The sequence below is a fragment of the uncultured Nevskia sp. genome, from assembly GCF_903885465.1.
Classification (GTDB): Bacteria; Pseudomonadota; Gammaproteobacteria; order Nevskiales; family Nevskiaceae; genus Nevskia.
On sequence record NZ_CAISIQ010000328.1, the window covers coordinates 1 to 12009 of the forward strand.

The window sequence follows — 12009 nt, forward strand, 5'->3', positions numbered from 1 at the left end:
CCGAACGTGCTGCTGATGGATCAGATGAGCTCGCAGATCCGGCTGGTGCGGCCGATCTCCGTGGATCTCACCGAAGTCGTCACCTGGTGCATTGCACCGAAAGGTGAAGAAGCGACGGCGCGAGAGCGGCGTATCCGGCAGTACGAAGACTTCTTCAATGCCAGCGGCATGGCCACGCCGGATGACCTCGCCGAGTTCCGCAACTGCCAGACCGGCTATGCCGCCACGGCCGTGCCGTTCAGTGATCTTTCCCGTGGCCAGACGCGTTGGGTACTCGGCGCGAACGAAGCCGCCAAGCGCTTCAAGCTCTCGCCCTTGCTGAGCAGTTCGCAGACCTCTGATGAAGGCATCTACGTCGCCATCCTCGAACAGTGGATGAAGAAGATGAGCCAGGCTGTCGACAACGAAAGGGCATCCGCCGCGTGAGCGTTCCCGCAGATATCTGGAATTCGGTGGTGCAGTTCCTCGGCACGGAAGCGATCGCGCTTGACGACCGCGACTGGGATCGCTGGCTGGCGCTCTACACCAGGGACTGCACCTACTGGCTACCGGCCTGGCGCAGCAATGGCGAGCTGGTGGAAGACCCGAAGACCGAGCTGTCGCTGATCTATTACGCGAACCGAATCGGCCTCGAAGGCCGCGTGTTCCGTCTGCGCACCGGGCGTGTCGCCTCGGCCCAGGTGTTGCCTCGCACCGCGCATCTGATTCAGCCGGTGGCGATGGAGCTCACCGAAACCGGCCTCAGGCTGCGCACGAGCTGGACCGTGAATTCGGTCTACGAATCGCGCACGGCCACGCATTTCGGTCACGCTTTCTACGAGTTGATCGGCGACGCTTCGGGCTGGCTGATCCGCTCGAAGAAGACCGTGCTGCTCAACGACCGAATTCACGAAGTGCTCGATTTCTACAATGTCTGAGGCGCGCCCACTCATCGGCATCGTCCCCGGCGATCCGAACGGCATCGGCCCGGAAGTGATGGTTCGAGCGCTGGCCTCTGGTCACCTGAAAGCGCATTGCCGGCCGGTGGTCATCGGCTGCTCGGCGATCGTCGAGCAGGCCATCGCCCTCACGGGCTTGAGCCTGCGTATCCGCAGCCATGGCGACGGCGATCGCTGGTTGGACGACGACGGCATCATCGAAGTCATCGAATCCGCGCCCTATGCGGTCGACGCGGTTCGATATGGTCATGACCTGCCGGAAGCCGGCGCCGTCAGCGGCGCCTGGCTTGATCATGCCGATCGCCTGGCACGGCAGGGACTTCTGCAAGGCACGGTCATGGGGCCGATCAGCGCCAAGGCCATGGACATGGCAGGCACTCTGGCTTCGATCGCCAGCCACCGGCACGACGATCCGGCCTATCTGCTGCTGCGCTCAGGCCGGTTGGTGATTGCCCATCTGACCGATCACATCCCGCTGCGCGAGGTCTCTGCGGCCATCACGCAAGACGCGGTCTTTCGCCTGATCGAGAAGCTCGCGCAGGCACTCGCAAGCTGGGGTTTCGGAAACGCGAAGATCGCCGTGGCCGGATTCAACCCGCATGCCTCGGGTACCGAGGAATCCGGCGCCATCGCCCCGGCGATTCAGCGGGCTCGTGCCCAGGGTATCGACGTCGAAGGGCCGATCAGCCCGGATACCGTGTTCCGCCACTGCATCGAAGGCCGCCATGACGCCGTCATCGCGATGTATCACGACCAGGGCCATATCGCGATCAAGACCTGGGGTTTCGCCGGCAACAATGTCGTGTTTCTCGGCCCGCCGTACGTTCACACCACGGTGGCGCACGGCGTGGCCCACGATCTGGCGGGAAAGGGGCAGGCCGATTGTTCGATGCTGCTCAACGCGATCCTCAACGCTGCCCAACTGGCGAGCGGTCGAGGATTCTTCACCGAACAGGTTTGAGGACGGCCACCGTCAACGTACTGCGCGAGGCTTTGTCCTGGCAGCAGCCGAGGCCGGCCCGCAGATCATCGTCACCGCAGCAGCAACGATCGCCATCAGCGCCTTCCTGGATTCGCCCGCTCTGGCTCGAATCGCCAGCGTGTGAACCACGGCAGTGGCGATGCTTGCCAGCGTCGCCGGATCGCTCGCTGCCGGCAGCTCTCCGATCTGCCGGGCATGGAGCAGACGCGCGCATACCAGACGATCGAACTCGGCCACCGCTGCACGAAGCAGCGAACGGATCTCGTCATCGTTCGTCGCCTCCGGCACCGCCGTGCTGATCATGAAGCAGCCGCGCGCGTTTGCAGCCTTCGGCAGGTAGACGGTCAGCGTGAACTCGTAGAGCTGTGTCAGCGCCACGGCGAGTGTAACTTCGTAGTCGAGTGCCGCGGCGATGGCCTGGCTGGATTGTTCGATGTACTTGCCGAGCGCCGCGAGATACAGCGCGCGTTTGTCGCCGAACGCCAGATAGAGGCTGGGGCGATTCATGTCGGTGGCTTCGCACAGCCGGTCCAGCGAAGTCCCGGAAAAGCCGGTCGACCAGAACGCATCGGTGGCGCGAGCGAGTGCCACGTCCGGATCGTAGTTTCGAGGGCGGCCCCGCGATCGACTGATTTCGTTTTGTACCATCTTGCACAAATAGAAAGGGCGTGAACTAATACTGTACCAACCAGTATGAAAACCGGCCAGCTTTCGCAATACCTGCGGATCGCGACGGCCCACGGGGAGCGACCTTGGCAACGGACGAAATCAAACACTGCCGCATCGCATCGAACGGCCTGGACGTGGGCTATGTCAGCCGCGGAGAGGGGCCGCTGGTGATGTTCATCCACGGTTTCCCGGATACCTATCGCGGCTTCCTGCCGATCCTCGACCAGGTGGCAGCGGCAGGGTATCGAGCCGTGGCACCAGCGCTGCGCGGCTACGCGCACAGCGCAATAGCGCCAGACGGCGACTACCGCGTGGAAGCTTCAGCCAAGGATGCGCTTGGCCTTGCCGATGCGCTCGGTGTCGATCGCTTCTCGATCGTCGGCCATGACTGGGGAGCCGTCACCGCTTACGCCACCTCCAATCTCGCGCCAGAGCGTATTGTCCGAATGATCACGGCGGGTGTGCCACATACCGGGCATTTCCTGCTCAACATCCGGCTCCGGCAACTGATCCGATCCAGCTACATGCTGCGCTTCCAGCTGCCGTGGCTGGCCGAGTGGGAAATTCCGCGCAAGGACTTCGCGTGGATCGAACAGCTGATCCGCGAATGGTCACCAGGCTGGAACTTCGGGGAGGCGGAAATGCGTCCACTGAAGGAAAACTTCCAGGATCCGCAGCGGCTGAAAGCGGCACTCTCGTACTACCGGCAGCTTCCGCACAGCCTTATCAGTTCCCTGTCGCGACGGCTGATCTTTGCGCCAGTCACGACGCCCACTCGCATGCTCTACGGCCTGCGCGACGGCTGCATCGGCCCGGAGTTGTTCCAGGGTCAGGAGGGGCGGTTTGCCAAGGGACTGGACCTGATCCCGCTGGACGCAGGGCATTTCATGCAATGGGAGCAGCCCGAGCTCTTCGCCAAGCTGGTGATCGATTTTCTGGAAGCGGCGTGACTCGGCTTCCCTCATGCCATTGGAGTTGCCCGTGAACGTGATTGAAACGCTGACCCAGCGAAACGCAGCCTTTGCCATCAACGGTTTCTCGCCCGGCCTGAAGATCCTGCCATCGATGGCCACCCTGATCATCGGCTGCGTCGATCCTCGCGTCGATCCTGTCGACATCTTCAAGCTGCAGGCCGGCGAAGCCGCGATCATCCGCAACATCGGCGGCCGGGTCGACAAGGTCATCTTTCAGACCATGGCCGTGCTCCGCGCCGTGGCGCAGGCCGCTGGCAAGGACGTGGGCGCGGGATGGAACCTCGTCGTTCTGCACCACACCGACTGCGGCATCACCGGCTGCTTCCATCACGCCCCGGAACTGCTGGCGAAATACCTCGGCGTGGCCGTCACCGATCTCGACGCACTGGCTATCACCGATCCCTACCAGGCGGTTGCCATCGATGTCTCCGCCTTGAAGGCCAATCCCCAGCTGCCCGGCGGATTCACGGTGACCGGTCTGGTCTATGACGTCACGACGGGTTGCGTCGAGGTCGTTGTGCCGCCGGCCTTGTTGCGCGCCGAACCCGCTCTGATCGGATGATCCGAGCGATCAGCGGCTCGGAATATCGGCCGTCTGCGCCACCCGCAACAAGGTCGCGACGAAGTTCCTGCTGACCGGATCATCGTCGTCACGTGGTCTCAGGATGCCGAGTTCGATCGTGGCGGCCGGACCCTGCAGCGGCCGATATTGAACGCCCTGACGGCGCAGGTTCTGCACGGAAGCCGGCACCAGCGCGAAGCCCATGCCGCAGGCGACCAGGCTGATCACGGTCTGCATCTGACGCGCCTGCTGCGTGATGCGCGGCGCAAAGCCCGCGGCACGGCATTGGCCGATGATCAGGTCGAACAGGCCCGGTGCGATGTCTCGCGGCGGGACGATGAAGCTTTCGTTGGCCATGGCCTTGAGGTCAACCGCCTTGTCGCCTCGAGTCAGGCGATGCCCGGTCGGTGCCGCCAGCAGCAGCAACTCCTGCGCTACGGCTTCGAAATGAAGATCCGGCGCGTCGAGCGGCCCGAGGCCGATACCGAGATCGAGGCGGGCGGCGCGGATCTCGCGAACCTGGGCGTCCGTGGTCAGTTCGTGCAGATGCACTTCCACCCTCGGATACAGGCTGCGAAATTCCTTCAGCGCCGGCGGCAGGATGCCGTAGTCGGCGATCGACACGAAACCGATCGACAAGCTGCCGACATCGCCGCGCCCGGCGTTGCGGGCCATCTCCTTGCCGCGTTCCAGCCGGGCGAGCACGGCGCGCATCTCGTCGAAGAACACCTGGCCAGCGGCGGTCAGGCTGACGCCGCGATTGGTCCGGTCCAGCAGCCGCACACCCAGTTCATCCTCGAGCGCTTTGAGCTGGGTCGACAACGGTGGCTGCGACACATGCAGGCGCAACGCTGCGCGCGAGAAGCTGCGCTCCTCGGCAACGGCGATGAAGTACTTGAGCTGTCGCAGATCCACTATTCGTGATCCCTATACCGGATGGTTATCAATTGTATTGGCCAGTATAGAAGACGCCGACCAGAATCCTGCCATCGCCGCACCGCCGGCCACCTGACAGGACGCTATCGATGCCCGCTCTCCGCTCCCGCACCAGTACCGCCGGCCGCAACATGGCCGGCGCTCGCGCGCTGTGGCGAGCCACCGGCATGAAAGACGGTGACTTCGGCAAGCCGATCATCGCGGTGGCCAATTCCTTCACCCAGTTCGTGCCCGGCCATGTGCATCTGAAAGATCTTGGCCAGCTGGTGATCAGCGAGATCGACAAGGCCGGTGGCGTCGGCAAGGAGTTCAACACCATCGCCGTCGACGACGGCATCGCCATGGGCCATGACGGCATGCTCTACAGCCTGCCGTCGCGTGACCTGATCGCCGACAGCATCGAGTTCATGTGCAATGCGCACACCGCCGATGCCCTGGTCTGCATCTCGAACTGCGACAAGATCACGCCGGGCATGCTGATGGCGGCGCTGCGTCTGAACATCCCGGTGATCTTCGTTTCGGGCGGGCCGATGGAAGCCGGCCGCACCATGCTGGCCGGCAAGCCGGTATCGCTGGACCTGATCGATGCGATGGTCGCCGCCGCCGATTCCTCAGTATCCGATGCCGACGTGCAGACCATCGAGCGCTCGGCTTGCCCCACCTGCGGTTCCTGCTCGGGCATGTTCACCGCCAATTCGATGAACTGCCTGACCGAGGCTCTGGGCCTGGCGCTGCCCGGCAATGGCTCGCTGCTGGCCACGCATGCCGATCGCGAAAAGCTGTTCCGCGAAGCCGGGCGGCGGATCGTCGAACTGGCGCTTCGTTACTACCGGGACGACGACGAGCGTGCACTGCCGCGCAACATCGCCAGCCAGGCGGCCTTCGAGAATGCGATGTCGCTGGATATCGCCATGGGCGGTTCGAGCAACACCGTGCTGCATCTGCTCGCCGCTGCGCAGGAAGGCGGTATCGCTTTCGCGATGCAGGACATCGACCGGCTGTCACGACGGATACCCACCCTGTGCAAGGTCGCGCCATCGAGCGCGATGCATCTCGAAGACGTGCATCGCGCCGGCGGCGTCATGGCGATCCTCGGTGAACTGGATCGCGCCGGCTTGCTCGATACCTCGGTGCCCACCGTGCACTCGGCCACGTTGGCCGCAGCACTCGAGCGCTGGGACGTGATGCGCAGCAGCGATGCCGAGGTACAGACATTCTTTCGCGCCGGCCCGGCCGGCATCCCGACCCAGCGCGCGTTCTCGCAGGACTGCCGTTATCCGGATCTTGATCTCGATCGAGCGAAAGGCTGTATTCGTTCGGCGGCCTCCGCCTTCAGTGCCGACGGTGGCCTAGCGGTACTGTCCGGCAACCTCGCGGAGCGCGGCTGCATCGTCAAGACCGCTGGTGTCGATGACAGTCTGCTGGTGTTCCGCGGCCCGGCCGTGGTCTTCGAAAGTCAGGACGCGGCGGTGGAAGCGATCCTCGCCGGCCAGGTAAAAGCCGGCGACGCCGTGATCATTCGCTACGAAGGTCCCCGTGGCGGCCCGGGCATGCAGGAGATGCTTTATCCGACCAGCTATCTGAAGTCGAAAGGCCTCGGCAAGCACTGCGCCTTGATCACCGATGGCCGCTTCTCCGGTGGCACCGCGGGCTTGTCGATCGGCCATGTCTCGCCCGAGGCCGCCGAGGGCGGCAACATCGCGCTGATCGAGACCGGCGACACGATCCTGATCGACATCCCGCAGCGGATCATCAAGATCGAGATCGACGACAGCACGCTGGCGCAGCGACGGTCCGCACAGCTTGCGAAAGGCTGGAAGCCGGCGCTGGCCCGCAAGCGCCAGGTCAGCACGGCGCTGAAGGTCTACGCCGCTCTGACCACCAGCGCCGACAAGGGCGCGGTGAGGAATCGGGAGTTGCTGGACGCTTGATTCAGGTAATCGACAAGCATCCGCTCAATGAGCCAGCGTGTAGTCGATGGCGGCGATCACGGCTGCGACCTGGGCGGCGATGCATTGCTCGGAGCTTGCGCGCGGGCTGTCGGGATAGACCTCGGTCGTCGTCTTGTAGCGCGCGCTGGTGATGCCGGCACAGAGCCCAAGCTGCTTCAGCGGATAGCGGATCACGCCGGGTGCGACGACCACTGAGCCGATGATCTTGCCGTCGTGATCGGCCGGTGCGATGTGCGTGACCTCGGCCACCGCGGCGATCACTGCCTGCTGGAACGCAGGCTGCGGTTGCTCGATATCGTCGACCAGATAGAAGCCATCAGGAATCTCGCCCGGAACATGCGCGATGCCATCGCGAGCCGCGAGTGCCGGACGAAACTCGGACTCATCGGTATCGGTGGTTTCATGCAGATCGACATGCACGAGCACGCGCTCACGCAGCGGCGCGACCAGACGCATCAACGCTTCCGCTTCCTGCGCCGGGCTGGGCTCGCGGAACGACCGGTTGGGGTCGACGGCATGCATGTTCCAGCGCTGGATAGTCTCGTAGCCCCAGGGGCTGACACAGGGCGCAACGATCAGATTGACCCGGCCTCGATAGCGTTCGGCATGGCGGTCGACAAAGCGAAGGGCGCCGAGAACGCCGCTGGTTTCGTAGCCGTGCACGCCGCCGGTTATCAACACGCTGGGCTGCGTGTCGCGCCAGTCGCGGCTCTTGATCGCGAACAGCGGGTAGCGATCTGGGTCGTAGTCCAGCTGGCCGTACTGGATGACCTCGTAGCGGTCACGCAGCGTGTCGATCACTCGCAGCACGTCCGCCGCGTAGCTGCGCTTGATGCTGCGCTCTGCACGCCAGGCCGACACTTCGGCGGCACCCCAAGGCTGTCCGGGCGTGCCGATCGGGTAGGAATCATGGATGGCCATCGGGTCACTTGCTCTGTTTGCGGAACCGAAAAGACGGTAGCACTGCGCCGATGTCCGGACGAGCGCTGCGGAGTTGCGCCTCGGACAACGCCCACTTTGCTTCAGCAACTACCGTTTCGCCGGGACCGGCACTTGCTCGTTCAGCGGCACACCGATCCATCAGGAGAAGCGCGATGCCCTTTACGTTGATTAAGCTGCCTTATGCCCTGGATGCGCTGCAGCCGGCGCTTTCCAAGGAAACCCTCGAGTTTCACTACGGCAAGCATCACAAGACCTATGTCGAAACCGCCAACAAGCTGATCGCGGGTACCGAGTTCGAGCAGGCAAGCCTTGAAGACACCGTCAAGAAAGCTTCCGGCAAGCTTTTCAATAATGCCGCGCAAATCTGGAATCACGATTTCTACTGGAACAGCCTGACGCCTGATGCCATCGCGCCCGGCGACAAGATCAGTTCGGCCTTGAGCCAGAGCTTCGGCAGTGTCGACGCTTTCAAGACCAAGTTCGAAGAGACGGCGGTAGGAAACTTCGGCTCGGGCTGGACCTGGCTGGTGCAGAAGCCGGATGGCAGCCTCGCAATCGTCAACACGCAAGGTGCTGCGACGCCGCTGACGACCGATGCCAAGCCGCTTCTGACCTGCGACGTCTGGGAGCACGCCTATTACATCGACTACCGAAATGCACGGCCCAAGTATCTGGAGCGGTACTGGAGCATTGCCAATTGGGCGTTTGCCGAAAGCCGTCTCGGCTGAGATCAGACGAAGACAATGGGCAATGGCTTTCAGCAGAACAAGGGTCAAGCGGCTGCCGGCAGTCTGCTGGAGGATGCTCGTCGCCTGACCAGCAATGCTGGGGAGCTGGTGCAATGTGCGAAGTCAGCGAGAGAGCACATCGCTTCCATCCGACGCCAGATCGAACAGATCCGCAACACGGCGGCCATGGCGCAGTACGGCAGCTTGCAGGCACGAGGTGAGAATGCTGACCAGGCAGCCCTTGGCTCCGAAGCAGATTTGCCGGTTCCTCATCCGCATGATCCGCAAGGGCGCGCCGTCGTCATGACGGCGCTGCTCGTCGTGCTCATCGGCATCATCCGTCGGGCTTCTCGCCGCTAGCTCCGAAAGACGTCATGGACCTTGCGACCGTCAGCTTGTTGAGTCCGGAGCGCTTGTCGGCTCAGGAAGCAGGGCTGATCCATGTCAGCGATCAGAAACCCGGCATCGTCCGCGAAAAATACAAGCAAGGCTTTCGTTACCGGGGCAAGGATGGCGTGCTGATCGTCGATGAAAACATCCTGAACCGTCTGCGCAAGCTGGCCATTCCTCCTGCTTATCAGCAGGTCTGGATCTGTCCTCATCCCAACGGCCATATCCAGGCGACCGGGCGCGATGCGCGCGGCCGGAAGCAGTACCGCTATCACGTACGCTGGCGAGCGGTGCGCGACAGCAGCAAGTACGACCGCATGCAGGCGTTCGGCTCGCGTCTGCCGGCGATCCGCCGACGAGTCGAACAGGATCTGCGCCTTGCCGGACTGCCGCGCGACAAGGTGCTCGCCGTCATTGTTCGACTACTCGAGACCACGCTGATTCGCGTTGGCAATGACGAATATGCACGCGACAACGGCAGCTTCGGCCTGACCACGCTGCGCAATCGTCATGTCGGTATTGCCGGCAGTCGTTTGAGCTTCTCGTTCGTCGGCAAGAGCGGCGTCCGTCACGAGGCCGGTGTTGAGGACGCGCGGCTGGCTCGCATCATCAAGCGGTGCAGAGAACTGCCGGGTCAGGAGCTGTTCCAGTATCTCGACGAAGCCGGCGAGCGCCGCACCCTGGGCTCTGCAGACGTCAACGACTACCTGCGAAACGCCGCCGGCGCCGAGTTCACGGCCAAGGATTACCGAACCTGGGCTGGTAGCGTCATGGCTTACCGGGCGCTACGCAAACCGCTGGGCAAGTCTGCGGACGAAGTGCCGACGGTGCGCCGCGTCGTCGAGGTCATCAAGGATATTGCTGCGGGCCTCGGCAACACGCCTGCGGTCTGTCGCAAGTGCTATGTGCATCCGGCGGTGCTGGATGCCTACCTGGAAGGGCGGCTGGGCAGCGCGATCCCGACAAAACCCAAACGCGGCTTGAAGGTCGACGAGGCGGCATTCCTTCAATTCATCAATGCATTGAGCAGCCGCCGTGCGGCCAGGAAGCCGGCGAGAAAGTAGGCGCAAGGGTTTGCAGATCGTTTCGCGCGCGGCGCGGGCATGCGCGGTGCACATCGCGTTGCCAACGGCTGGTCAGCCGACGGACTTCGATCTTGTCGCGCTGGGCGCGGCTGCCAGAGGCAGAAGAGTCGTTCGCGAAAACAACCTGACCGATTACCGGTTCCCATTGTCGTGCCTGGACACCCAACAGAAATGAGTCATTTACAAAGTCGTGCGCAGGGCATCGACATTGCCACGGTGCTGAAGAACATCGCCTGGGCCGTCGGCTTGGTCTTGCTGTTTGCGGTGATTGGCCGATTTCTCCTGCTGGTGTTCGCGGCAGCCCTGATCGCCGTGGCGTTCAGCATTCTCGCCAGAGCGGTCAAGCGATGGACGGGCGTATCAACCACCGCAGCCCTGGGCATCGTTTGCCTGGTAGTTCTCGCGTTTCTGCTGGTGCTGGGCATCTTCAGTGGCCCGAGTCTGGTCGATCAAGGCCAGCAACTCGGCGCCCAGTTGATGACCTGGCAGAAGGAAGCTCATGGATGGCTCGATCAACGAGGCTGGGGTCGTCAGCTGCTCGAACGACTCAACGCCGGGCAGGGTGGCGAGGCGGTGAGTCAGGCGGGTGGGGCGGTGATGGGAATCTTCGGCGCACTCGGCGCCTTGCTGGTTGCGGTCGCCGCAGGCCTTTACTTCGCCGGTGATCCTGACTCGTATGTCAACGGCGCCGTTCGGCTGTTTCCGCCGGAGCGTCGTGAGCGCGTGCGCGAAATCATCGACGCCTGCGGTGCAATGCTGAGCCGCTGGCTGCTGGGACAGGCGATCGGCATGGCCTTCGTCACCGTCCTGGTCTATGTCGGCCTGACGGTGTTGGGCGTGCCGCTTGCGCCATTGCTGGCCCTGATCGCCGGCTTGCTGAATTTCGTGCCCTACGTGGGCGCCTTCGCGGGTTCGGTACCAGCCTTGATGGTGGCGGCCAACGGCGACCCGCAAACGATGATCTGGGTCGCCGTGCTGTTCCTGGCGGTGCAGATGATCCATGGCTATGTCATCGATCCGCGCATTCAGGAAAAGACCAGCAGCCTGCCGCCAGCGATGTCGATCCTGTCGCAGACCGTGCTCGGCATGCTGTTCGGCATCATCGGCATCGTGCTGGCAACGCCGATCCTCGCGGTGGTCATCACCATCGTCCGCATGGCCTATGTCGAGGACGTGCTGGAGCAACCCAAGGAAGCGGCGGACGACTCGCTTGCAATCGCAGACGAGCCGGCCGCTCTGGAACAGCCTTAGCCAGCCTTCTTCCGTGCTGCCTTCTTCGCCACCTTTTCAGGCTGCGCCGAGCTTGCACCTTGCTTGCGCTTCGCCAGGCTGTTGGCGAGCAGTTCGGTCAGGTCGATGACGTTGGAACCCCGTGCTTCGGCCGGGGCTTCCTCGATCGGCTCCACGTGCTCGGTTTCACCGGCCTTGATCTTGCGGCTGACCAGCTTGTTGATCGCGGTGCTGAAGCTGTCGGTGTAGTCCTTGTGCTGCCACTTCGCGGTCATGTCGTGGATGAGCTGCGCACCCATTTTCAGTTCGCCGGCCTTGAGGCTGGCTGCGGCCTTGCCGGCAGCGGGCAGCTTCAAGCCTTCGGTCGAGCGGATTTCGCTTTCCCAGCGGATGGTGTTGAGCATCAAGGCCGAACCCAATGGCATCAAGGCCGCGAGGTATTCCTTGGTGTGCATGATGATCCGGGCGATGCCGATCACGTCGGCAGTCAACATCGATTCGCGCAGCAGCGCATAGACCTTCTCGCTCTTGCCCACCGGCTCGAGGATGTAAGGCTTTTCCAATAGCGGGAATGCAATCTCGCTGGCCTTGACGAAGCATTCGATCTCGATGGTCTGCGTC

Annotated in this window: 13 protein-coding genes and 1 pseudogene; 10 read left to right on the forward strand and 4 right to left on the reverse strand. The window is 63.2% G+C overall.

The features are described 5' to 3' along the window. The 3 genes and pseudogenes from QZY06_RS12845 to QZY06_RS12855 all read left to right on the forward strand — a co-directional run. Window positions 1-426, forward strand: a pseudogene (locus QZY06_RS12845) (benzoate 1,2-dioxygenase large subunit); the annotation flags it as partial. Then, window positions 423-917, forward strand: coding sequence for an aromatic-ring-hydroxylating dioxygenase subunit beta (locus QZY06_RS12850; RefSeq protein ID WP_295684978.1), 495 nt, complete (start codon window positions 423-425; stop codon window positions 915-917). The pseudogene QZY06_RS12845 and the gene QZY06_RS12850, both read left to right, overlap by 4 nt. Next, a complete protein-coding gene (locus QZY06_RS12855; protein WP_295684981.1) occupies window positions 910-1899 on the forward strand; it encodes a 4-hydroxythreonine-4-phosphate dehydrogenase PdxA in 990 nt (329 codons plus the stop codon). Before QZY06_RS12850 ends, QZY06_RS12855 begins: the two co-directional genes overlap by 8 nt. A 12-nt stretch (window positions 1900-1911) precedes the next feature. Here QZY06_RS12855 and QZY06_RS12860 read toward each other — a convergent pair whose 3' ends face one another. After that, complete coding sequence (locus QZY06_RS12860) at window positions 1912-2511, reverse strand: TetR/AcrR family transcriptional regulator (RefSeq protein ID WP_295684983.1); 600 nt, start codon at window positions 2509-2511, stop codon at window positions 1912-1914. A gap of 161 nt (window positions 2512-2672) precedes the next feature. On the opposite strand from QZY06_RS12860, the gene QZY06_RS12865 reads away from it, so the two are divergent. Together QZY06_RS12865 and QZY06_RS12870 are read left to right on the forward strand one after the other, a co-directional pair. After that, entirely contained in the window at window positions 2673-3539 is an 867-nt protein-coding gene (locus tag QZY06_RS12865; protein ID WP_295684986.1) for an alpha/beta hydrolase, read from the forward strand. Between the two features lie 31 nt (window positions 3540-3570). Continuing rightward, window positions 3571-4125 (forward strand): carbonic anhydrase, encoded by a 555-nt coding sequence (locus tag QZY06_RS12870; RefSeq protein ID WP_295684989.1) that lies wholly within the window; start codon window positions 3571-3573, stop codon window positions 4123-4125. Window positions 4126-4134: 9 nt separating this feature from the next. Here QZY06_RS12870 and QZY06_RS12875 read toward each other — a convergent pair whose 3' ends face one another. Beyond that, window positions 4135-5040, reverse strand: coding sequence for a LysR family transcriptional regulator (locus QZY06_RS12875; protein ID WP_295684992.1), 906 nt, complete (start codon window positions 5038-5040; stop codon window positions 4135-4137). Between the two features lie 110 nt (window positions 5041-5150). Between QZY06_RS12875 and ilvD the strand changes: the two genes are divergently transcribed. After that, window positions 5151-6992, forward strand: a complete 1842-nt coding sequence (gene ilvD / locus QZY06_RS12880; RefSeq protein WP_295684996.1) for a dihydroxy-acid dehydratase — start codon at window positions 5151-5153, stop codon at window positions 6990-6992. A 24-nt stretch (window positions 6993-7016) separates the two neighbouring features. On the opposite strand, the gene QZY06_RS12885 is transcribed toward ilvD, so the two are convergent. Next, the gene (locus tag QZY06_RS12885; RefSeq protein ID WP_295684999.1) at window positions 7017-7934 is read right to left on the reverse strand and encodes a M14 family metallocarboxypeptidase; all 918 of its coding nucleotides are present in this window, start codon (window positions 7932-7934) and stop codon (window positions 7017-7019) included. Between the two features lie 173 nt (window positions 7935-8107). Between QZY06_RS12885 and QZY06_RS12890 the strand changes: the two genes are divergently transcribed. Genes QZY06_RS12890 through QZY06_RS12905 form a run of 4 tightly spaced genes read left to right on the forward strand, consistent with a single transcriptional unit; the run spans window position 8108 to window position 11409 of the window. Further along, window positions 8108-8683, forward strand: a complete 576-nt coding sequence (locus QZY06_RS12890) for a superoxide dismutase (RefSeq protein WP_367275637.1) — start codon at window positions 8108-8110, stop codon at window positions 8681-8683. Window positions 8684-8698: 15 nt separating this feature from the next. Continuing rightward, window positions 8699-9043, forward strand: a complete 345-nt coding sequence (locus tag QZY06_RS12895) for a hypothetical protein (RefSeq protein ID WP_295685005.1) — start codon at window positions 8699-8701, stop codon at window positions 9041-9043. Between the two features lie 14 nt (window positions 9044-9057). Further along, on the forward strand, window positions 9058-10137 hold the full coding sequence (locus QZY06_RS12900) for a DNA topoisomerase IB (protein ID WP_295685007.1): 1080 nt from the start codon (window positions 9058-9060) through the stop codon (window positions 10135-10137). Window positions 10138-10176: 39 nt separating this feature from the next. Continuing rightward, on the forward strand, window positions 10177-11409 hold the full coding sequence (locus QZY06_RS12905; RefSeq protein ID WP_295685011.1) for an AI-2E family transporter: 1233 nt from the start codon (window positions 10177-10179) through the stop codon (window positions 11407-11409). On the opposite strand, the gene QZY06_RS12910 is transcribed toward QZY06_RS12905, so the two are convergent. After that, window positions 11406-12009 (reverse strand): Ku protein (locus QZY06_RS12910; RefSeq protein WP_295685014.1); only part of this gene is annotated, 604 nt, incomplete at its 5' end. The two genes, QZY06_RS12905 and QZY06_RS12910, sit on opposite strands and share 4 nt — an antisense overlap.